The sequence below is a fragment of the Sphingopyxis sp. BE235 genome, from assembly GCF_031457175.1.
Classification (GTDB): Bacteria; Pseudomonadota; Alphaproteobacteria; order Sphingomonadales; family Sphingomonadaceae; genus Sphingopyxis.
In genome coordinates this window covers 270759-292969 of record NZ_JAVDWC010000003.1, presented here as the reverse complement: position 1 = coordinate 292969, position 22211 = coordinate 270759, and the positions used below count along the sequence as shown (strand labels likewise).

Sequence of the window (22211 nt, the reverse complement as noted above, 5' to 3'; positions counted from 1 at the left end):
CTCCCTATCCGTTTCTTCTTTCAGGAATATCCCCGATTCACGACAAGGCAAGCCGCATCCGCGGTGCCCTTGGCGAAAGAAACGCGAAGCCCGGCGATCGGGTTCCGGTTCAGGCGCGGCCCATGGCGAGGAATTTTTCCTCGCGCGCGGCGAGCAAGGTCTCGCGCGGCAGCCCTGTCAGCGCGTCCAGTTCCTGCGCGATCGCATCGCCGAGCGCGGCAATCGCGACTTCGGGGGCGCGATGCGCGCCGCCGACGGGTTCGGTGACGATGCGGTCGATGATCTTCAGCCCCAGCAGATCCTGCGCCGACATCTTCATCGCCGCGGCGGCATCGGCCGCCTTGTCCGACGTGCGCCACAGGATCGACGCGCAGCCTTCGGGTGAAATCACCGAATAGACGGCATGTTCGAACATCAGCACGCGGTTCGCGGCGGCAAGTGCAATCGCGCCGCCCGAACCGCCCTCGCCGACCACCGCGGCGACCATCGGCACGCCCAAGGCGAGGCATTGTTCGGTCGAGCGCGCGATCGCTTCGGCCTGACCGCGCTCTTCGGCCTGGATTCCGGGAAAGGCGCCCGACGTGTCGACCAAAGTCACCACCGGCAGCCCGAAACGGTCGGCGAGCTGCATCAGGCGGATCGCCTTGCGATAGCCCTCGGGCTTCGCCATCCCGAAATTATGCTTCATGCGCGACGGGATATCGTCGCCCTTTTCGTGGCCGATGACCATCACGCGGCGGCCGCGGAACCGCGCCATTCCGCCCAAAATCGCCTGATCGTCGCCGAAATTGCGGTCGCCGGCCAGTGGCATCCAGTCGTCGAACAGACCCGCGACATAATGTTTGAAATGCGGGCGGTCGGGGTGCCGCGCGACCTGCGTCTTTTGCCAGGGCGTCAGTTTCGAATAGATTTCGCGGAGCAATTTCGAGGATTTGCCCTCAAGCTGCGCGATATCATTGTCGATGTTGAGCGTGGGGTCGTCCCCCATCTCGCGTAGCTCGGCAATCTGCCGATCGAGCGCGGCGACCTGTTTTTCGAAATCCAGAAAGGCTGTCATAGGGGAGCGCTAGGACGAAGGCGGCTCAACGTCAACGTCCGGGTCGAGGCTGGCCATCCGCGCCAGCGGATGCCGTTTGTTGACCAGTTCGACGAGGCGGCGGCTGTCGACATGCGTGTAGATTTCGGTCGTCGCGATATCGGCGTGGCCGAGCATCAATTGCAGCGCGCGCAGATCGGCCCCGCCCTCGAGCAGATGCGTGGCGAATGCGTGACGCAGCACATGCGGGCTGATCGCGGTTGGGTCGATCCCCGCCCGCCCGGCAAGCTCGCGCAGCATCTGGAACAGCCGCACACGCGAGATATGCGCCTTGCCCGACGGGAACAGCCAGAGCGGTCCATCGGCGAGGAGCGGCAGCCAGCGATCGAGCACCGTGCGCGCCCGTTCGGACAGCGGGACCAGACGTTCCTTGTCGCCTTTCCCGCGGATGATTAGAAATTCGCGCCCGCCGGCGATCGCGCGGCGGGCCAGCGACACCAGTTCGCTGGCGCGAAGGCCCGACCCATAGAGAAGTTCGAGCAGCAACAGCATCCGCACCGCGGCGGCGGGCGGCGCTTCTCCCGCCGCTTCCTCCTCGGCCTGCTCGAACAATCGCTCGACATGGTCGTGGGTCAGGATGCGCGGGAGCGGCCGACGCGTCGCGGGCCGCGCAATATCGAGCGCCGGATTATCCGTCCGCTCGCTTTCATCAAGCAGGAAGGCGAAAAACTGGCGCAGCGCCGACAGCTTGCGCGCCGCGCTGCTTGCCGCAAGCGACTGATAATCCGCCATCAATTTGCGCAAGTCGCCCGCATCGGCGTCGACTAGCCGGCCTTTCACCCACGCCGCCGCCTGTTCCAGATCGCGGCGATAGGCAGCCAGCGTATTGCGCGACGCACCGCGCTCGGCCGCCATCATTTCGAGGAAGCGGTCGATCAGCGCCGCGTCAGACATCGCCGATGTCCGGCAGCCTGATAACCTCAGACACGCACCAGCGCTTCGGCCGCGATCATCCGCGCTTCGGCCGCGAGGCCCACGTCGCGCAGCGCCCGGACGATATAATAAAGGTGATAGGGCGGGACTTCGGACCACTCGCCCTGCATCCCCGCCGCCGCGAGAAGCGCCACCATGCCGGGCTCGCGGCGTTCGGCCGCCGCCATGATCGCGCGCGACCATCGCGTCTGTTTGCCCAGATCGACCTCGAGATCGCTCGCCGCCGAAGCTGCTGCGCTCGCGTCGAGCCGCCCGAGGCCCGCGAGCCCCGCGAGCAGGAATTTCGATCGCAAGGCGTCGGCGCTGTCGTCGTCGCCCGCGAACTGGCCGACGGCGCCCGCGCTCATGCCGGTCAGCGGCCGCGGCGATCCCACCGCGAGCACCGCCCATGCGCGGCTGCCCACCGAAACGGTCGGAACCCACGCGATCGCATTTTCGTCATATCCGCCCGCGAGCATCGATCCCAGCAGCTGCCAGGGATCGCCGCCCACATCGGTATTGACCGGCAAGGCCGCGGCGGCGCGCGCGGTTGCGACCATCGCGGCATAGCTTTGCGTCGGCGTGCCGCCCGTGCCCCACAGTTGCTGCATCGCTGCATAGCGGTCGGCGCCGGCGGCGAGGCGAAAGGCACCGCGCAGCCGATCGGTCTGCGTCACGAGCGCCTCGGCGGGCTCTTCTTCGCTCGCCGCGGCGCTCAAGAGCGACACATAGGCTTCGCTCGACAGCACGCCGCGCGCGGCGGCTTCGGGCGCGGCGGCGATGCGGCTCGCCATGTCGGTCATCGGCGCGAGCACCGTCCAGCTCTTGATATTGGACGGCGCCGCGGTGCGCAACGCCTGGGGCACCGGGATCGCGGTCGCGGTCGCCATACCGAAGCGCCAGCTGGTCAGCCGGTCGATATTGTCCCACTCGATCGTCGTCGAGCGGCGCCCGGCGCCTGTCGCGCCGAGCACGCGTTCGGTGAGCAGGATGTCGAAGTTCGAGATTTTACCGCTCGACCGCACGCGGCCGATCGCCCAGCCCGCCGGCCCGGCTTCGCCCGACAGCCCCGAACAGATCGCCGACGCCAGGCGCCACGCCTGCTCGTCGCCATGCGCGAGGCCTGCGGGGACATAGGGGCACATGCCAGCCGGATCGGCGTTGGCGAGATAGGTTTGCTGCGCCGCGGCGACGAGGCGCGGGCTCGCGCGGTCATAGTCGACCGACTGGACGATCCGGCGCGCTATGATCGATTCGCCCATGCGCAGCAGCAGCGCCGTGCGAGCGGCGGCGAGGTCGGCGCCGTTGATCGTGTCGGGGGTGTCGATCGCCGACGCGAGCGAGCGGCGAAGCAAGATCTGCCCCCAGCGCGATGCGAACTGGCCATTCGTCTTGCCCATGATGGCGGCGGCATATTGGCCGCGCACACCGAACGCATCGGGCGCAAGCCCGCCCGTTTCGGGCGTCAGCGGCCCGATCCGCGTCAGCAGGCGGCGCGCGCCCGGCGGCAGGTCGTATTTCAGACCGCCCGATTCGACCTCTTCGTCCTCCTCGCCCTCTTCGCCGGTTTCGGCCGGCGCGCTCGCGCTAGCGGTCCCGGACGTCGGCACGACAGGCGGCGGGGCGCTGCCATTAGCGGGCGCCGAACCCGGGGTTGGCGTCGCAGTCGGCGACGGCGTGGGGGTCGGTCGCGGCGCGGGCGTCTCGGCGGGGTTGCCAAAGCCTTCGGGCAGCAGCGATTCCTGCGCGAGTGCGGGCAGGACCAGCGCCGCGGCGAGCGCGGTGCCCGACAGGCCCAGCGTCAGCGAAAGCGTTTTCATCTTCATCGTGGAGCGCTTTCGGCAATCTTGTCTGTCACGTCCACCTCAATCATTCGCGGCTCGATCGGCCGGCCCAGGAACAGCAGGAACAGGAAGAACGCCACCAGCACCAGCGCCAGCACGATCAATCGTGCAATCCAGCGGCTCTTTCCCGATCTGCCCCGCGCGCGCAATATCCAATGCCTGCCGTTCGTCTCATTTGAACCGCAGCAAAACCATTGTTCCGCGCGGCCCCTTCGGTATAGCCGCGCGCACCATGTCGCGAAACCCGAAAAGCCCGGCTGCTGCCATCCCCGCGTCGATCCGCGACCGGTCGATCGTGCTCGTCGGGCTGATGGGGTCGGGCAAATCGACGATCGGCCGCCGCCTCGCGCAACGCCTCGGCATGCGCTTCGCCGACGCCGACGACGAAATCGAACGTGCGGCAGGCATGACGATCTCCGACATTTTCGCGCGTTTCGGCGAGGCGCATTTTCGCGACGGCGAACGCCGCGTGATTTCGCGCCTGCTGGGCGAAAAGCCGATGGTGCTCGCAACGGGGGGCGGCGCCTTCGTCAATGAAGAGACGCGCGCGCTGATCCTGCAGGGCAGCCTTTGCATCTGGCTCGACGCGGATATCGCAACGCTCGTCGAACGCGTCGGCCGCCGCAGCCATCGCCCGCTGCTCAAGAATCGCGACCCCGGCGAGGTGCTCCGCGAACTGGCGGCGGTCCGCAACCCCATCTATGCCGAGGCGCATATTCGCGTCAGTTCGGCAAGCACGCCGCACGACCATACGGTGCGCGCGATCCTCGAGGCTCTGTCAAAGTGGGAAGATCCGAAATGGAAAGCCTGACCGTCGAATTGGGCAGCCGCAGCTATCCGATATTGATCGGCGACGGGCTGATCCAGGGCATCGGCGATCATGTCGCGCCGCTGCTGAAGCGCCCACGCACGATGATCGTCACCGACACGCATGTTGCCGAACAATATCTGATCCCGCTCGGCACCTCGCTGGCGATGGCCGACATCTCCTTTTCCTCCTTCGTGCTCGATCCGGGTGAAGGCACGAAGAGCTGGGCTGGCCTCGCGCGGCTGACCGAATGGCTGATCGGCGAAGGCGTCGAGCGGGGCGACCATGTCATTGCGCTTGGCGGCGGCGTGATCGGCGACCTCGTCGGTTTCGCGTGCAGCATCGTCAAACGCGGCTGCAACTTCATCCAGGTCCCGACCACGCTGCTCGCGCAAGTCGACAGCAGCGTCGGCGGCAAGACCGCGATCAACGTCCCCGCGGGCAAGAACCTCATCGGCGCTTTCCATCAGCCCGCCTTGGTCGTGATCGACCCGACGACGCTCGAAACGCTGCCGCGCCGCGAACTCGGCGCCGGTTATGCCGAGGTCGTCAAATATGGCCTGATCGACGACGCCGATTTCTTCGCCTGGTGCGAAGAGCATGGCGCGGCGCTGCTCGCGGGCGACAGCGCGGCCCGCCACAAAGCGATTGCGCATAGTGTCACGGCCAAGGCGCGCATCGTCGCCGCCGATGAGCGCGAGACGCAGGACATTCGCGCACTGCTCAACCTCGGCCACAGCTTCGGCCACGCGCTCGAAGCCGAAACGGGCTATTCGGACCGGCTGCTCCACGGCGAAGCGGTCGCGGCGGGCATGGTCCTCGCACACCAGTTTTCGGCCGCGAACGGCCTCTGCCCCGCGGCCGACGCCGAGCGGGTGCGCGCGCATCTGGCGAGCGTCGACCTGCCGCACAGCCTCGCCAGCGCGGGCGTCAACACCGATGGCGCGACGCTCGCGGGGCATATGGCGCACGACAAGAAGGTGCGCGGCGGCAAGCTGCCGCTGATCCTGACCCGCGGTATCGGACAGAGTTTCGTCACCGAAGACTATGGGCTCGACGCCGTCGCGGCGTTCCTCGACGGCCGGGCGTCAGCTGATCGCTGACGCCTGCTCATTTTCTTCGTCTTTCGGATCGTCTTTCTGGGCCTTCGCCGCCAGGCGCCGCAAACGGAATTTCTCCAGCACGCTTTCGGCTTCGCGTCCGCCGCCCGGCTTGAAACGATGGTCCATGCCCGCCGAAATGTCGCCCTCGTCGATCTGCGCCTGCAGCCGCGTCTCGTCGAGATGGCGCAAGGTCGCTTCGACATCTTCCATCTCGCGCGGATCGACGTCGAGATAGCGCAGCGCGGTGAGGCCCATCGCGACCGAGCTTTCAAAGACCTCGCGAATAACCCCGTCGACCCCGGCCCCGTCGATCGCGAGCAACTGACGGCGGTCGAATACCCGCATCAGCACCTTCGCATTCGGAAAGGCGTCGACGATCGGCTTCAACGCCGCGGCATCGACCGAGGCATCGTCGATGCAGAAGATGATCAGCCGGGCCTCGTCGGCGCCCGCACGGCGGAGCAGGTCGACGCGCAGCCCGTCGCCGAAATAGACCTTGGTATCGAAGCGGCTCGACAGCTCGATCTGGCTCGGTTTCTTGTCGATCAGCGTCACCGAACAGGCGACGCCGTGCAGCATCTGCGACACGATCTGCCCGAACCGTCCATAGCCGACGACGATCGCCGACCCGCGCGGCGCGCCCTCCGGATCATCGAGGTCGGCGGGCTCAGCGGCAGGCGAAAATTCGAGGTTGCGCGCGAACAGCATCAGGAACGGCGTCGTCACCATCGACAGCGTCACCACCGCGCTGAACAGGCTCGCCGCTGCGGGATCGATCAGCAGCGCGTCGGCCGCCTGCGCGAACAGCAGGAAGCCGAACTCGCCGCCCTGGCTGAGGAGCAGGCCGAGCCCCAGCGCCACCGGCCACGGTTTGCCGAACAATTTCACGATCAGCGTGAGGACGATGACCTTCACCGCCACGAGGCCGAGCGCGAGCGAGAGGACAAGCAACGGCCGCTCGATCACCGCCCCGACGTCCAGCACCATGCCGACCGCAAGGAAGAAGAGGCCAAGCAGGATCAGGCGGAACGGTTCGACATCCGATTCGATCTCGTGCCGATAGGGCGAGTCGGCGAGCATCACCCCGGCTATGAACGCACCGAGCGCAGTCGACAGGTGCAGGCTGTGCATCAGCGCGGCGCTCGCAAGGATGGTGAGCAGCCCGACGACGACGAACAGCTCGCGCTCGCCATAGCGTCCGATGATGCGGAGCAGCGGATTGACGACGAAGCGGCCCGCGAGCACGAGCACGACGATCGCCCACAAGGTGAAGAAGGCCATCTGCCACCCCGGGGGCGCCGATGGATCGGCGGGCGCGCGCGACAGCACCGCGACGATCGTGATCATCGGCACGAGCGCCAGATCCTGGAACAGCAGGATCGAGAAGGCTTTCTCGCCAAAGGGCGAATTGATCCGCCCCGAACTTTTGAGTCCCGGAAGCACCTGCGCGGTCGACGACAGCGCGAGCGGCAGGCCGAGCGCGAGCGAGGCCGCGGGGCTGAACCCCAAGGTCAGATGGATGAGCCCGGTGAGTACGAGCCCGGTCACGACAACCTGCATCAGGCCGAGGCCGAAGATCGCGCGGCGCATGTCCCAAAGCCGGCGCGGCGACAGTTCGAGCCCCACGAGGAAGAGCAGGAAGGCGATGCCAAGCTCGGCAAAGGCGAGCTTCGATTCGCCGCCGCCGACGAGCCCGAGCCCGTGCGGCCCGACGATCGCCCCCGCGATCAGATAGCCGAGCACGGCGCCGAGGCCGAGCCGGCGAAAGATCAGCACGAACAAGGTCGCGACGCCGAGGAGGATCGCGCCTTCGACCAGTGCAGTATCGGTCGCGGTTTCGGCCACCTTTCCGGCCGCCTCCGAGGTGGCCGCGGTGAGCGCGAGCAACGTCATGCCGCCGCCGCCCGCTCCTCAAGCGCCGCAATCGCAGCGTCGAACGGCAGCAAGATCGCGCCGTGGCGCGCCGGATAGCCCTGTGCCGGTGCGAGCAGGTCGAACCCCGGCCAGTCGGGCTGGGCGTCCGCGCCCGCGAACCAGCTGGCGATCCCGTCGCGCGCGGCGCGCAGTTCGACGAGGCCGAGCCCCGGTGCGTGGCGCGCGAGCAATGCCGCCGATGCCTGACCCAGCGCGCACGCTTCGACATGCATGCCGACGCGTGTCACCCGACCCGCTTCGTCGGTATCGAGATCGAGGATGATCGCGCTGCCGCACAGCGGAGCGCGCTTGCTCACGCGGTGGCGCGCATCGGCGATCGGCAGATATTCCGCGGTCGCAACCGCGAGCGCCAATATGTCGCGATTATAGAGCGGCGCGCTCATGGCTTGTCGGCCCCGGCTGCTTCGGCTTCGCGCGCCTCGGCGCGGCGCTCGGCGATCACCTTGCTCATTGCAGTGCTCGTTGCATTGAGCGCCGGATAGGAGCGGCTGTCGGTCATCCACGCGGGGCGCTGCATGACGCCATAACCGATATCATAGAGCAAAGTGAGGAGCATGAAGCCGATCGAGGCGATCAGCAGGCCCTTCACCGCACCGAAACCCGCGCCCAATCCGCGGTCGAACCCGCCGACCAGCGACGCGCGGCTGCGCTGCCCCATCGCGCGCGATCCCCATTTGGCGAGCGCGAACACGCCGCCGAAGAGCAGCACGAAGGCGAGCGCCGCGGCGCCGCCCTCGGTCCCGACCCAGCCCGCGAGCAGGTCGGTCACCAGCAGGTGAAAAAAGCGCACCGCCGCGATCGCGAGGATCCACGCGAGCAGCGTCGTCACCTCCTGCACAAGGCCGCGCGAAAAACCGAGCACCGCGCCGCCGCCAACCAGCACCAGCACGACGATATCCAGAGCCGTCAGACTTCCCATAGGCCGGTCGCTAGTCGCGCCCGAGCATCAGGTCAACGAGTTCGCCGAGGCGTTCGAAACCGGTGACCGAAATCCCGCCGACCGCCTTCATGCCCTTGGGACCCCAGCCGCGCGAAAAACCGAGCTTCGCCGCTTCGCGCAGCCGCAGCCCGTCGTGCGAAACCTGCCGTACCTCGCCCGACAGCGACAATTCGCCAAATACGATTGCGTCGGCGGGCACCGGCCGCTCGCTGAACGCCGAGATCAGCGCCGCCGCAACCGCCAGATCGGCGGCGGGATCGGTGAGCCGATAGCCGCCCGCGATGTTGAGATAGACTTCGGCGGCGCCCATCTGGAGCCCGCAGCGCGCCTCCAGCACCGCGAGCACCATCGCGAGCCGCCCGCTGTCCCAGCCGACGACCGCGCGGCGCGGCGTCGCCCCGCTCGCCAGCCGCACGGTCAGCGCCTGCACCTCGACGAGCACCGGGCGCGTGCCCTCGAGCGCCGGAAACACCACCGATCCCGGCACATCGCGGCTGCGGTCGGTCAGGAACAGGCTCGACGGGTTGCTGACTTCGCCCAGCCCTTCCTCGCCCATCGCGAACACCCCGATCTCGTCGGTGCCGCCAAAGCGGTTTTTCACCGCGCGCAGGATGCGATATTGATGGCTGCGCTCGCCCTCGAACGCCAGCACCGTGTCGACCATATGCTCGAGCACGCGCGGCCCCGCGATCGTCCCGTCCTTGGTGACATGGCCGACGAGCACGATCGCGGCATCGCTGTCCTTGGCGTAGCGGATCAGTTCCTGCGCGCTCGCGCGCACCTGGCTCACCGTCCCCGGCGCGCTGTCGATCAGGTCGCTATGCATCGTCTGGATCGAATCGATCACGACGAAATCGGCGGTCTGCTTGTCGAGCGTCGCAAGGATGTCGCGCACCGATGTCGCGCTGGCGAGCGCCACCGGCGCATCGCCAAGCCCGAGCCGCTGCGCGCGCAGCCGCACCTGCGCCGCGGCTTCCTCGCCGCTGATATAGACGACCGACTTGCCCGCCTTCGCGAGCCGCCCCGCCGCCTGCAGCAGCAGCGTCGACTTGCCGATCCCCGGATCGCCGCCGATCAGCGTCGCCGACCCCGCGACGAAACCGCCGCCGAGCGCGCGGTCGAATTCGGCAATCCCGCACAGCATGCGCTCGGGTATCTTGCTCTCGGCATCGAGCGTTTCGAGCGCGAGCGTCCGCCCGCCGCGGCTGAGGTCGTGCTTGGCCGAAAACACCGTTTCGGCAGCCTCCTCGATCAGCGTGTTCCACTCGCTGCAATCGGCGCATTGCCCCTGCCAGCGATAGGTGGCGGAGCCGCAATTCTGGCAGACATATTGACGTTTCGCTTTGGCCATGCGGCTCGCATAATCGGAACAAAGATGGAACGCCAGCCCTTTCCCAAACTCGTAGCGACGGTTCATTTTGCGCGCGTGTTGCTCTAGGGCCTTGGGCAACACCCGAATCACCTTCCCACCAGAAAGCCCCGCGCCATGAAATTCTTCGCCGACACCGCCGAAATCGCCGACATTCAGGAGCTCGCCGCAACCGGCCTGCTCGACGGCGTCACCACCAACCCCTCGCTGATCGCCAAGTCGGGCCGCGACTTCAAGGAAGTCACGAAGGAAATCTGCGCGCTGACCACCGGCCCCGTGTCGGCCGAAGTCGTCGCGCTCGACCATCAGGCGATGATGAAGGAGGCCGAGATCCTCCGCAAGATCGCCCCCAACGTCTGCATCAAGGTGCCGCTGACGATCGACGGCCTCAAGACCTGCAAGGCGCTGACCGGCGACGGCACGATGGTCAATGTCACGCTCTGCTTTTCGGCCGCGCAGGCGCTGCTCGCGGCAAAGGCCGGCGCGACCTTCGTCTCGCCCTTCGTCGGCCGCCACGACGACAACGGGTTCGACGGGATGCAGCTCATCTCCGACATCCGCCTCATCTACGACAATTACGGTTATGAAACCGAGATTCTCGTCGCGAGCGTGCGCCACGGCATCCATGTGCTCGAAGCCGCCAAGATCGGCGCCGACGTGATGACCGCGCCGCCGTCTGTTATCAAAGGGCTGTTCAAGCATATCCTGACCGAAAAGGGCATCGAAGGCTTCCTCGCCGACTGGGCGAAGACCGGACAGTCGATTTAAGGCATCGTCGCCCCAGCGAAAGCTGGGGCCGGTCGCGGCTTGGCGCTTGGCCGATAGCGGCCCCCGCCTTCGCGGGCGCGACGGTTAGCAGTTGACGTAAACGTCAACTCACCGCGATACTCCGCCGAAAGGGAGAGATTCGCGATGACCGACACCACCATCCTCACCGAACGCCGCGGCCACATACTGATCGTCACGATCAACCGGCCCGAAGCGCGCAACGCGGTCAATGCCGCAGTGCATGTCGGCATCGGCACCGCGCTCGAAGAGGCGGAGAACGACCCCGAAATCCGCGTCGTTGTGATCACCGGCGCGGGCGACAAGAGCTTTTGCGCGGGCGCCGACCTTGTGGCGCTGTCGCGCGGCGAAAGCCTCTATCCCGACGATCCGGCGCAGCAGGCGTGGGGCTTTGCCGGCATGGTGTCGCACCCGATCTCGAAGCCGATCATCGCCGCGGTCAACGGCTTTGCGTTCGGCGGCGGGTGCGAAATCGCGCTGATGAGCGACATCATCATTGCCGCCGATCATGCGCAATTCGGCCTACCCGAGGTCAAGGTCGGGCTGTTCGCCGCCGCGGGCGGCGCCTTCCGCCTCGCGCAGCAGCTGCCGAAGAAGCTCGCGATGGAATATATGCTCACGGGCGACCCGATTCCGGCCGCGCGCGCCGCCGAGTTCGGGCTGGTCAACCATGTCGTCCCGCTCGCCGAGCTGCTGCCCGCCGCGCTCGCGCTCGCCGAAAAGATTGCCGCCAACGCGCCGCTTTCGGTGCAGGCGTCGAAGCGCGTCGCGCTCGGCATCGACGAGGGCCGCATCGCCGCCGACGCGCCCTATTGGGAGCATAACACCCGCGAACGCGGCGTGCTGATGCGCAGCGAAGACGCGCGCGAGGGGCCGCTGGCCTTTGCGCAGAAGCGCAAGCCCGAGTGGAAGGCGCGCTGATCGTGACGATGACCGATCCCGAGCGCATTCCCGTCATCATCGGCGTGGGGCAGGTCAATGACCGGCCCGCGGACCCCGACGAGGGGCTCGACTCGCTCGGGCTGATGGTCGCGGCGCTAAGGCAAGCCGATGTCGATGCCGGCGGCGGCTTGCTGACCGACCTGGACAGCCTTGCGATCGTCGACCAGATCAGCTTCCACAGCCTCGGCAAGCTTCCCGAACCGCTCGCCGCCGCGATCGGCGCAACGCCCGCGATCAACTATCAGTCGGCGGCTCCGCACGGCGACACGCCCGTTCGCCTGCTCAACGAGGCCGCGAACCGCATCGGCGCAGGCGAAGTGAAACTCGCGGCGATCGTCGGCGCCGAAGCGCTCCGCACCGCCGCCGGCCGCGCGGCCAAGGCCGCGAGCGGCGAAGACAAAAGCTATAATGCGATCCGCCAGGTCGCGACACGGCGCGAGCCGAATTATGCCCAGCTTCACGGGCTGGCGGCGCCGGTCGACGTCTATCCGCTCTACGAGAACGCAACCCGCGCCGCTTGGGGCCAGAGCCTCGCCGAAGCGCAGTTCGAAAGCGCCGAAATCTGGGCGCGCTTCTCCGAAGTCGCCGCCGCGAACGACGGCGCGTGGATTCGCAAACCCGCCAACCCCGAAGACATCCTCAAGGTCGACGAGCACAACCGCCCGATCGCCTTCCCCTATTCGAAGCTGATGGTCGCCAATTCATCGGTCAACCAGGGCGCGGGCTTCATCGTAGCGAGCCTCGCCGAAGCATGGCGCCGCGGCATCCCCGAAGACCGCCTGATCCATATCGGCATGGGCGCCGCGGCGAAGGAGCCCGCAAGCATCCTTCACCGCGACCGCTATGACGGCAGCGTCAGTATGGAGACCTCGATCAACCGCACGCTCGAACTGAACGCGATGACCGCCGCGGACTTCGATTTCGTCGAGCTTTACAGCTGCTTCCCGTGCGTCCCCAAGATGGCGCGGCGTATCCTCGGCTGGCCGTGGGACCGGCCCGCGACGGTGTTCGGCGGCCTCACCTTCGGCGGCGGGCCGATCGCCAATTATATGAGCCATGCGATCGTTTCGATGGTCGAGAAACTGCGCGAGGAAGGCCGCTATGGCTTCCTCTTCGCCAATGGCGGCTTCGCAACCGACAATCATTGCATCGTGCTGGGGAACCGGCCGATTGCGGCGGCGAGCTTTCCGCAGGATTTCGACTATCAGGTCGAGGCCGAGGCGAAGCGCGGGCCGGTGCCCGAGCTGGTGGAAGATTATGCCGGGCCGGCGACGATCGAGAGCTATACGGTGTTTTACGGCCGCGATGGCGCGCCGAAAGCGGGTGTTGTGGTGGCGCGGACGCCCGACGGAAAGCGCACGCTGGCGCATGTCGATGTGAGCGATACGACGATGCTGGCGTTCCTCACCGACGGCACGCAGGAGCCGGTCGGGACGGCGGGGCAGGTCGTCGCGCTCGAAGAAGGCTTCGGCTGGCGGGCCTAAGCCTCTCCCTTCCCATTTATGGGAGGGGTCGGGGGAGGGCCTGTTCCGGGACCGAAACACAGGAGCGCGACATGCCCTCCCCTAGCCCCTCCCGCAAGCGGGAGGGGAACTAGATTTCGAATGAAACCCCCTGCGCCAGTGGCAGCGTGTCCGAATAATTCAGCGTATTCGTCGCCCGCCGCATATAGGCCTTCCAGCTGTCGGAGCCGCTTTCGCGCCCGCCGCCGGTTTCCTTCTCGCCGCCGAACGCGCCGCCGATCTCGGCGCCCGAGGTGCCGAGATTGACGTTGGTGATACCGCAGTCGCTCGCGACCAGGAACCGCTCGGCCTCGCGCATGTCGGTCGTGAAGATCGCCGACGACAGCCCCGCCGCGACATCGTTGTGCAGCTCGATCACCCCGTCCAGATCATAATAGCGCATGACATAAAGGATCGGCGCGAAGGTCTCTTCGAGCACGGGTCCGACCTGCCCCGGCATCTCGACGAGCGCGGGCTTCACGTAAAAGCTCTCGCCCTCGCCGATCCGCTCGCCGCCATGGACGCCCCCGCCCGCGGCGCGCGCCGCGTCCAGCGCGTCCTGCATCATCTCATAGGCCGCGCGGTCGATCAGCGGCCCGACGAGCACCTCGCTTGTCAACGGATTGCCCACGCCGACACTGTTGTAGGCGGCCTTCAGCTTGGTGACGAAGCCATCGTAAATGCCGTCGTGCAGGAACAATCGCCGCGTCGTCGTGCAGCGCTGTCCCGCGGTCCCCATCGCCCCGAACGCGACGCCGCGCAGCGCGAGATCGAGGTCGGCCGACGGCGTGACGATCACGCCATTGTTGCCGCCAAGTTCGAGGATCGCGCGCGCAAAGCGCTGCGCCAGCCGCGGTGCGACCGCGCGGCCCATCCGCGTCGAACCCGTCGCCGATACCAGCGCCACGCGCGTGTCGTCGACCAGCGCCTCGCCCGCCTCACGCCCGCCGATCAAGAGCTGCGCCAGCCCCTCGGGCGCATCGCCGAAGCGCGCCAGCGCGCGCTCGAAAATCGCCTGCGTCGCCAGCGCGGTCAGCGGCGTCTTTTCGGACGGCTTCCACACGACGCTGTTGCCGCACACCAGCGCGATCGCGGCGTTCCATGCCCACACCGCGACCGGGAAATTGAACGCCGAGATCACCCCGACGACACCCAGCGGATGCCAGACCTCCATCATCCGGTGCCCCGGCCGTTCGGTTGCAATGGTCAACCCGTAAAGCTGGCGCGACAGCCCGACCGCGAAGTCGCAGATGTCGATCATTTCCTGTACCTCGCCCGCGCCCTCGGACGGAATCTTGCCCGCCTCGATCGTCACCAGTCTGGCCAGATCGTCTTTTGCCGCGCGCAATTCCTCGCCCCACAATCGAACGAGTTCGCCGCGGCGCGGGGCAGGAACATTGCGCCATGCGCGAAAGGCTGCCCTCGCTTTGTCGAGTGTCTCATCAATTGCCGCTGCATCGGCGACCCGCACCATTCCCAGCTCTTCGCCCGTCAGCGGCGTGACCGACGGCATCGAGCCTTCGGTCCACAATGCTCGGTCGACCCCCAGCCTGCCGAGGAGCCCATCAATATCCTGGCCCAATTGAACCATCATCTGTCCCTTCATTGGGCCGACACGCCCTTGCAGTTTGTGGCTCGCGGGTTATCGCAGCGGGCGAACAATGCAAACCCGAATGGGAGAGTCGTCCTTGTCCGAATTGTCGCCGTCCGAGCCCTTTGTTCCCGTTCCGGCCGATGCCGCGGCGAACACGCACTGCAGCGCCGCCGATTACGACCGGCTCTACGCGCAGAGCATCGACGACCCCGATGCATTCTGGGCCGAACAGGCGAAGCGGATCGACTGGATCACGCCGCCGACCACGATCGGCAACTGGTCGTACGATCCCGTTGAAATCAAATGGTATGAGGATGGCGTTCTCAACCTCTGCCACAACGCCGTCGACCGCCATGTTGCGGCGGGGCATGGCGAGCGCACCGCGATCATCTTCGAACCCGACGCCCCCGACGGCGAGACGCGGACGATCAGCTATGCCGCGCTGCTCGCCGACGTCATCCGCTTCGCGAACACGCTGAAGAAGATGGGCGTCCAAAAGGGCGACCGCGTTACCATTTATATGCCGATGATCCCCGAAGGCGCGGTGGCGATGCTCGCCTGTGCGCGTATCGGCGCGGTCCACAGCGTCGTCTTCGGCGGCTTTTCGCCCGAGGCGATCCATGGCCGGATCGAGGATTGCGCGAGCGACTGGGTGATCTGCGCCGACGAAGGGCTGCGCGGCGGCAAGACGGTTCCCCTGAAAGCCAATGTCGACAAGGCATTGGAACGCGTCGACGTGAAGGCGGTGCTCGTCATCGCGCACACGGGCGGCGATATCGCGATGAAGGAAGGCCGCGATCATTGGTACGACGCGCTGTCGGCCGACGTCGACGACACGTGCCCGTGCGAGCCGATGAACGCCGAAGACCCGCTCTTCATCCTCTACACCTCGGGCTCGACGGGCAAGCCGAAGGGCGTGCTCCACACTGTCGGCGGGTACAGCGTCTGGACCGCGAGCACCTTCTATTATGGCTTCGATTATCGCCCCGGCGAAATCTTCTGGTGCAGCGCCGACATCGGCTGGGTCACCGGACACAGCTATGTCGTCTACGGCCCGCTCCAGAATGGTGCGACGACGCTGATGTTCGAGGGCGTGCCGAACTATCCCGGCCACGACCGCTTCTGGCAGGTGGTCGACAAGCACAAGGTCAACATCCTCTACACCGCGCCGACCGCGATCCGCGCGCTGATGCGCGAGGGCGACGAGTATGTGACGCGCCACGATCTGTCGTCGCTCCGCCTGCTCGGCAGCGTCGGCGAGCCGATCAATCCCGAGGCGTGGCGCTGGTATCACCAAATCGTCGGCAAAGGCCGCGTTCCCGTCGTCGACACCTGGTGGCAGACCGAGACCGGCGGCATCATGATCACCACCCTGCCCGGCGCGCATCCGATGCAGCCGGGCAGCGCCGGCCGCCCCTTCTTCGGCATCCGGCCGCAACTGGTGGACGCCGAGGGCGGCGTGCTCGTCGATGAGCAGACCGGCGGCGCGTCCGAGGGCAATCTGTGCATCACGCACAGCTGGCCCGGGCAGGCGCGGACGATCTATGGCGACCATCAGCGCTTCGCCGAGACCTATTTTTCGACCTACAAGGGCAAATATTTCACCGGCGACGGCTGCCGCCGCGATGCCGACGGTTACTGGCGGATCACCGGCCGCGTCGACGATGTCATCAATGTCTCGGGCCACCGCATGGGCACCGCCGAGGTCGAAAGCGCGCTCGTCCTCCACGACCTTGTCGCCGAGGCCGCGGTCGTCGGCTTCCCGCACGACATCAAGGGTCAGGGCATCTATGCCTATGTGACGCTCAACGCCGGGGTCGAGCCGACAGAAGAGGTCGCTGCGGCGCTCAAGCAGCAGGTGCGCAAGGAAATCGGTCCGATCGCGACCCCCGACCATATCCATTTGACGCCCGGGCTTCCCAAGACGCGCTCGGGCAAGATCATGCGCCGCATCCTGCGCAAGATCGCCGAGAATGATTTCGGGTCGCTGGGGGACACGTCGACGCTCGCCGATCCGAGCCTCGTCGACGGGCTGATCGAAGGACGGAAGAACAAATAGCCTCAATCGGGATCCCGGACTTGATCCGGGATCCATTGCGACGGCGCGTCCTTGGACCCCGGATCAAGTCCGGGGTGACGAGAAAGTCGGACTATTTCGCCAGCGCCTCGCACAGGCGATCGGTCGCGAGCGCGATGCGCGATTCCGCCGTTTTGCGATTGGCCGCACTATTCTCGACGCCGCGCGTTTCGGTGTTGAACGCCAGCAGGCTGCCGATGCGCTGGTCGGGACAGAGGCTCAGATAGGCGCGAAAGCCGTTCTGGTCGCCATTATGTCCGACGAAACGCACCCCCGCGCTGCGGTCGATGAAGAAGGACAGCCCGCTCTGCGTCGTTTTCGCCATGCGGCCTTGCGTGAAATCCTCGCCCGCCGCGATTTGCGGCGCCCACATTTCCTCGAGCGAAGACCGTTTCAGCACCAGATCATAGTCGGCTTGGCGCGCCGGATCGCCGAGCAGGAACGCCGCATATTTTGCCATATCGGGCATCGGCGCGTTGAGCCCGCCATTCGACACCGTCACCCCCGTATCGACATCGAACGGCGCCGCGACCCGACGGCCGTCGCGAATATAGTAACTGTGCGACCGGTGCCGCAGCAGGTGCGGCGGGGTGCGATCGAAATAACTGGCATGCATGCCCAGCGGCTTCAGGATGTTTTTGTCGACATAGACTTCATAACCCTCGCCCGACAAACGCTCGATAACCTGCCCTAAATAGACGATGCCGGGATTGGAGTAGCCGAAACGGCTTCCCGGCTTAAACTCCACCCGAGTGTAGGGCAGCATCGCAGCCAACTGCGCCCAGCCCTTGGGCTCGAACGGCTGCCAGTCATGATCGCGCCACGGCCAGGTGCCGCTGCGAAAGCCCGCGCTGTGGCTCATTAGCTGGCGCAGCGTGATCGCTCCCGTGTCGCCATAGGGATTGTGGACGGCCGCCAGTTCGGGGACATAGCGAACGACCGGATCGTCGAGCGACAGCAGCCCACGATCGCGCAATTGCATGATCGCGATCCCGGTCATCGTCTTGGTGATCGATGCCCAATGATAGATGGTGTCGGCATCGACGGGGACATGCGCGTCGGCATCCTGCTCGCCCAGATGGTCGGCAACGACGGTCCGGCCGTCACGTACAACGTAGAAACTGCTTCCCGCGATCTTCGCCCGGCCGGCTTCGCTGCGGTGCAGCTCGCGAAAGTCGCCAAGCGCCGCATCGAAGCGCGACTCTTCGGCCGCCGCCGGATTGGCTATCAGAACAAGTGCGGCAGCAATCCAGCGCGACATGGCGATCCCTCCTGTTCAACCACGAAAGGAGACGGTGGCCGAAGGCGGTCAGAAATGGAAGTCGGGAAGCTCCGCGAGCGCGATGCCCAATGCCTCGGCCCAGCCGTCGGCGACGCTTTCGAAATAGGGGTCGTTGCGCTCGAACCGCCGTTCGCGCACCGTGGCAAAATCGTCGCGCTCATGGACGCGAAGGTCGATCGGCAGGTCGACGCCGGCATTGGCGCGGATCGTCGAATCGAACGAGACGCAAAGCAGCTTCACCGAATCCTCGAACGACATCGCCGGGTCGTACGAGCGCACGATGATCGGCCGCCCATATTTGGTCTCGCCGATCTGGAAGAAGGGATTATCCTCGCCCGCCTCGATGAAATTGCCCTCGGGATAGATCAGGAAAAGCCGCGGTTCGGACCCCTTGATCTGCCCGCCGACGATCAGCGACGCGCGGAACAGCGATTCCGCCGCGGGCCCTTCGTCGCTGTGGCGCATCACGATGTTGCGCAGCGTCTCGCCGACGATCGTCGCGACCGCGAACATCGACGGCGCGGCGAGGATCGAAGGTTGGCGTTCTTCGGGCGCCTTGGTGCGCTCGTCGAGCAGACTGACGACCGCCTGCGTCGTCGCCAGATTTCCCGCCGACATCAATGTGATCACGCGCTCGCCGGGCACGTGCCAGCTGCGCATCTTGCGGACCTGCGAAATGTCGTCGACACCCGCGTTGGTGCGGGTGTCCGACATGAACACCAGTCCCTTGTTCAAACGCATGCCAACGCAATAAGTCATCGAATCCCGTTTTCCCCGCCCGGAAAGTCCTGATCGTCCGGCCCGCTTATTGCTGGACCTGCAATTGAACAACCAGATTTTCCTGCGCCGCACCATAGCGCATGCCGCGAACCGGGGCAGCGTCGCGGTAATCGAGCCCCGTCGCGACGCGAATATAGCGCTGGTCGGGCGAATGGCCGTTGCTGACGTCGAAGCCGATCCATCCGATATGCTCGAAATGCGCCTCGGCCCATGCGTGCGTCGCATCCTGATGCGTGCGGTCGTTCATCATCAGATAGCCCGACACGTAACGCGCCGGATGGCCAAGGTGGCGCATCGCGGCGATGAAGATATGCGCATGGTCCTGGCACACCCCGCCCTCGCTGCCGAGCGCCTGTTCGGCGGTCGTCTCGGCATCGGTAAAGCCGATCCGGTACGCCAGCCGGTCGATGATCAGCGCCGACAGCGCATGCGCGCGCTCGATATCATTGCTGTAGTCGCGGCCGAGCTGTGCGGTCAGCGCGCGGACGTGCCGCCCCGCGCGCGTCAGCGGCGTGGGTCGCAGAAAGGTCCACAGCGGCATCGCGCCGCGATGCTGCCCGATCACGCCGTCCCAGGTTTCCAGCTCGACCTCACCCTGACAGCGGATGACCATCTCGCTCGCCCCGCCCTGCACCGCAATCAGGTCGACGCCGTTGCCGTGGTGGTCGGTGTAGTGCAGTTGCTGCGCGCCGCCCTCGACCTCGATCGTCCAGCCATGGACACGCTGCTGCCCCGGCCGGTCCTTCGGCGTGAGTTTCAGCTGCTGCAGCGCATAGCTGACCGGCGCATCATATTGATAACGGGTGGTATGTTCGACGCGCAGTTTCATTCCACAAACCTGTAATCGCGCTCGACCTGCCGTGCGAGAGCGGCGGTGTCGCGAAGAAAGCTGGTCACATATTGGTGCAGGCCGCCGTCGAAGATCGACTGGATCGGCCCGGCGAGCTTCTCATGGCTCAGCGCATGCGCCAGCCGCCAGCCCTCGGTCTCCTCGCCATAATGCCGCTGCAGCTGCGCCAGATGATCCTCCATCCGCTCGCAGCAGAAAGCGAGGCTGCGCGGCATCTGGCGATAGAGGATCAGGAATTCTGCGATCTTGAGCGCGCTGATCTCGGCCCCGTAAAGCCAGCGATAGGCGCGGTGCGCCGACACCGACCGCAAAATCGTTTCCCACTGCACATTGTCGATCGACGTGCCGATATGCGCGACCGACGGCAGCAGCAGATAATATTTGACGTCGAGGATGCGCGCGGTGTTGTCGGCGCGCTCCAGAAACGTACCGAGCAGCGCAAAATGATAGCCGTCGTTGCGCAGCATCGTGCCGTTCAATGCCCCGCGGACATGCGCGCTCTGCTGGCGGATCGTCGTCAGCACATCGGGCAGATCGTCCTCGCGCACCGGCCGCTTCAGCAGCGCAACCAGCGTCATCCAGCTCGTGTTGACCGCCTCCCACGTCTCGCGGGTCAGCGCGGTGCGCGCGGTGCGCGCGTTGTCGCGCGCGAGTTTGATCACCGAAAGGATGCTCGACGGATTGGCGGGATCGCGAAGCAGGAAGTCGATCACGCGCGCCGAGCTGTAATCGCCGTGCGCCGCCTTGAATGCCTGATTGACCCCCGCGGTCACGAGCACCGACTTCCATTCGGCCGCCGCCGTGCTCGACCGCGTCAGCGCGATGCGAAACCCCGCGTCGATCAGGCGCGCATTATTCTCGCTTCGCTCGAGGTAACGCGCCATCCAGAAGAGCGAGCCTGCGGTCTTGCCGAGCATCAGTCTTCCAATACCCAGGTGTCTTTGGTGCCGCCGCCCTGGCTCGAATTCACCACCAACGATCCCTTGGTCATCGCGACGCGCGTCAACCCACCCGGCGTGATCGTGACCCCCTGCGGCGACATCAGCACAAAGGGGCGAAGGTCGACGTGGCGCGGCGCGAGGCCCTTCTTCGTAAAGATCGGCACGGTCGATAGCGACAGCGTCGGCTGCGCGATATAATTGCCGGGGTTCGCCTCCAGCTTGGCACGGAAGGCCGCGAGCTCCTTTTTGCTCGCCGCGGGGCCGACGAGCATCCCGTAACCACCCGACCCGTGGACTTCCTTGACGACGAGTTCGGGCAGCCGGTCGAGCACTTCGCGCAAATGCTCGGGGTCCGAACAGCGCCACGTCGGCACATTGGGAAGCAGCGCCTTTTCGCCCGTATAGAATTCGATGATGTCGGGCATATAGCTGTAGAGCGCCTTGTCGTCGGCGATGCCGGTGCCGGGCGCGTTGGCGATGGTGATGCCGCCCGCGCGATACACGTCCCATATCCCCGGCACGCCGAGCATCGAATCGGGGCGGAAATTCAGCGGATCGAGGAAATCGTCGTCGACGCGGCGATAGACGACATCGATCGCCTTATAGCCCTGCGTCGTGCGCATCGCGACGCGCCCGTCGATAACGCGCAGGTCATGCCCCTCGACCAGTTCGGCGCCCATATGGTCGGCGAGGAAGCTGTGCTCATAATAAGCGCTGTTGTGGATACCGGGGGTCAGCACCGCGACGGTCGGCGTGCCGCCGCATGCGGGCGGTGCGCACGCGGCGAGCGATTTCAAGAGGTTGATCGGATAGTCGCTGACCTCGCGCACCGGCACTTTCGCGAACAGCTCGGGAAACATCTGGAGCATCGTTTCGCGGTTTTCGAGCATGTAGGACACGCCCGACGGGGTGCGCGCATTATCCTCGAGCACGTAGAATTCATCGGCGCCGGTGCGCACGATGTCGGTGCCGCTGATGTGCGTATAGATGCCGCCCGGCGGGTCGAGCCCCATCATCATCGGCAGGAACGCCTCGTTCCCCGCGATCAGGTCGGTCGGCACGCGCCCGGCGCGCAATATCTCCTGCCGGTGATAAATGTCGTGGAGAAAGGCGTTGAGTGCGCGCACGCGCTGTTCGATGCCGCGCGACAGGCGGCGCCATTCGCTCGCCGAAATGATGCGCGGCACGACGTCGAAGGGGATCAGCCGCTCGTCGCCGTCGGCGGCGCCATAGACGTTGAAGGTGATCCCGGTGGTACGGAACAGCGCCTCGGCCTGCTGCGCCTTGCGCTGGATGCGCGTCGCATCCTCGGCCTCGAACCACCCGCAATATTCGCGATAGGGCGACCGGGTTCCGCCCTCCTGGCTCGTCATTTCGTCGAAAAATGAAATGCGCCTGCCCTTTCCACGCAACATGCCATCATCCGCCGCGCGAGAGCGAGCGGCGCACT

Annotated in this window: 20 protein-coding genes; 6 read left to right on the top strand and 14 right to left on the bottom strand. The window is 66.2% G+C overall.

Annotated elements, in window-relative coordinates; translation table 11 throughout:
• Positions 1 to 109: 109 nt before the first annotated feature.
• The 4 genes from J2X38_RS15045 to J2X38_RS15030 are packed head-to-tail and all read right to left on the bottom strand — an operon-like array spanning position 110 to position 3956.
• Entirely contained in the window at positions 110 to 1057 is a 948-nt protein-coding gene (locus J2X38_RS15045) for an acetyl-CoA carboxylase carboxyltransferase subunit alpha (RefSeq protein WP_310255223.1), read from the bottom strand.
• A 9-nt stretch (positions 1058 to 1066) separates the two neighbouring features.
• On the bottom strand, positions 1067 to 1990 hold the full coding sequence (locus J2X38_RS15040) for a tyrosine recombinase (protein WP_310255222.1): 924 nt from the start codon (positions 1988 to 1990) through the stop codon (positions 1067 to 1069).
• 26 nt (positions 1991 to 2016) lie between these two features.
• Entirely contained in the window at positions 2017 to 3834 is a 1818-nt protein-coding gene (locus tag J2X38_RS15035) for a hypothetical protein (protein WP_310255221.1), read from the bottom strand.
• Positions 3831 to 3956: a hypothetical protein gene (locus J2X38_RS15030; protein WP_269433259.1), complete on the bottom strand. Its 126-nt coding sequence runs from the start codon at positions 3954 to 3956 to the stop codon at positions 3831 to 3833. Before J2X38_RS15030 ends, J2X38_RS15035 begins: the two co-directional genes overlap by 4 nt.
• Positions 3957 to 4084: 128 nt before the next feature.
• On the opposite strand from J2X38_RS15030, the gene J2X38_RS15025 reads away from it, so the two are divergent.
• Entirely contained in the window at positions 4085 to 4663 is a 579-nt protein-coding gene (locus tag J2X38_RS15025) for a shikimate kinase (RefSeq protein WP_310255220.1), read from the top strand.
• Positions 4651 to 5763, top strand: coding sequence for a 3-dehydroquinate synthase (gene aroB, locus J2X38_RS15020; protein WP_310255219.1), 1113 nt, complete (start codon positions 4651 to 4653; stop codon positions 5761 to 5763). The genes J2X38_RS15025 and aroB overlap by 13 nt, the downstream gene beginning before the upstream one ends.
• Here aroB and J2X38_RS15015 read toward each other — a convergent pair.
• The 4 genes from J2X38_RS15015 to radA are packed head-to-tail and all read right to left on the bottom strand — an operon-like array spanning position 5749 to position 9989.
• The gene (locus J2X38_RS15015; RefSeq protein WP_310255218.1) at positions 5749 to 7656 is read right to left on the bottom strand and encodes a cation:proton antiporter; all 1908 of its coding nucleotides are present in this window, start codon (positions 7654 to 7656) and stop codon (positions 5749 to 5751) included. The two genes, aroB and J2X38_RS15015, sit on opposite strands and share 15 nt — an antisense overlap.
• A complete protein-coding gene (locus tag J2X38_RS15010; RefSeq protein ID WP_310255217.1) occupies positions 7653 to 8081 on the bottom strand; it encodes an iron-sulfur cluster assembly scaffold protein in 429 nt (142 codons plus the stop codon). Before J2X38_RS15010 ends, J2X38_RS15015 begins: the two co-directional genes overlap by 4 nt.
• Positions 8078 to 8617, bottom strand: a complete 540-nt coding sequence (locus tag J2X38_RS15005) for a CvpA family protein (RefSeq protein WP_082639676.1) — start codon at positions 8615 to 8617, stop codon at positions 8078 to 8080. The genes J2X38_RS15010 and J2X38_RS15005 overlap by 4 nt, the downstream gene beginning before the upstream one ends.
• Before the next feature lie 10 nt (positions 8618 to 8627).
• Entirely contained in the window at positions 8628 to 9989 is a 1362-nt protein-coding gene (gene radA / locus J2X38_RS15000) for a DNA repair protein RadA (RefSeq protein ID WP_310255216.1), read from the bottom strand.
• Between the two features lie 135 nt (positions 9990 to 10124).
• On the opposite strand from radA, the gene fsa reads away from it, so the two are divergent.
• The 3 genes from fsa (at position 10125) to J2X38_RS14985 (ending at position 13219) form a co-directional block, all read left to right on the top strand.
• Positions 10125 to 10775, top strand: coding sequence for a fructose-6-phosphate aldolase (fsa, locus tag J2X38_RS14995; protein WP_310255215.1), 651 nt, complete (start codon positions 10125 to 10127; stop codon positions 10773 to 10775).
• A gap of 144 nt (positions 10776 to 10919) precedes the next feature.
• Positions 10920 to 11714 (top strand): crotonase/enoyl-CoA hydratase family protein, encoded by a 795-nt coding sequence (locus tag J2X38_RS14990; protein WP_310255214.1) that lies wholly within the window; start codon positions 10920 to 10922, stop codon positions 11712 to 11714.
• 8 nt (positions 11715 to 11722) lie between these two features.
• A complete protein-coding gene (locus J2X38_RS14985) occupies positions 11723 to 13219 on the top strand; it encodes an acetyl-CoA acetyltransferase (protein ID WP_310255477.1) in 1497 nt (498 codons plus the stop codon).
• A gap of 109 nt (positions 13220 to 13328) precedes the next feature.
• On the opposite strand, the gene J2X38_RS14980 is transcribed toward J2X38_RS14985, so the two are convergent.
• Positions 13329 to 14831: an aldehyde dehydrogenase family protein gene (locus J2X38_RS14980; protein ID WP_310255213.1), complete on the bottom strand. Its 1503-nt coding sequence runs from the start codon at positions 14829 to 14831 to the stop codon at positions 13329 to 13331.
• A gap of 94 nt (positions 14832 to 14925) precedes the next feature.
• Here J2X38_RS14980 and acs point away from each other — a divergent pair, with 94 nt between their 5' ends.
• Positions 14926 to 16890: an acetate--CoA ligase gene (gene acs, locus J2X38_RS14975; RefSeq protein ID WP_310255212.1), complete on the top strand. Its 1965-nt coding sequence runs from the start codon at positions 14926 to 14928 to the stop codon at positions 16888 to 16890.
• Positions 16891 to 16981: 91 nt separating this feature from the next.
• On the opposite strand, the gene J2X38_RS14970 is transcribed toward acs, so the two are convergent.
• Genes J2X38_RS14970 through J2X38_RS14950 form a run of 5 tightly spaced genes read right to left on the bottom strand, consistent with a single transcriptional unit; the run spans position 16982 to position 22176 of the window.
• Complete coding sequence (locus tag J2X38_RS14970) at positions 16982 to 18169, bottom strand: serine hydrolase domain-containing protein (protein ID WP_310255211.1); 1188 nt, start codon at positions 18167 to 18169, stop codon at positions 16982 to 16984.
• Between the two features lie 48 nt (positions 18170 to 18217).
• Complete coding sequence (locus J2X38_RS14965; RefSeq protein ID WP_037518395.1) at positions 18218 to 18949, bottom strand: peptidase; 732 nt, start codon at positions 18947 to 18949, stop codon at positions 18218 to 18220.
• Positions 18950 to 18995: 46 nt separating this feature from the next.
• A complete protein-coding gene (locus J2X38_RS14960) occupies positions 18996 to 19799 on the bottom strand; it encodes a transglutaminase family protein (protein WP_310255210.1) in 804 nt (267 codons plus the stop codon).
• Positions 19796 to 20737, bottom strand: a complete 942-nt coding sequence (locus J2X38_RS14955) for an alpha-E domain-containing protein (RefSeq protein WP_310255209.1) — start codon at positions 20735 to 20737, stop codon at positions 19796 to 19798. The genes J2X38_RS14960 and J2X38_RS14955 overlap by 4 nt, the downstream gene beginning before the upstream one ends.
• Positions 20737 to 22176, bottom strand: coding sequence for a circularly permuted type 2 ATP-grasp protein (locus tag J2X38_RS14950; protein WP_058537347.1), 1440 nt, complete (start codon positions 22174 to 22176; stop codon positions 20737 to 20739). Before J2X38_RS14950 ends, J2X38_RS14955 begins: the two co-directional genes overlap by 1 nt.
• Positions 22177 to 22211: the final 35 nt, after the last annotated feature.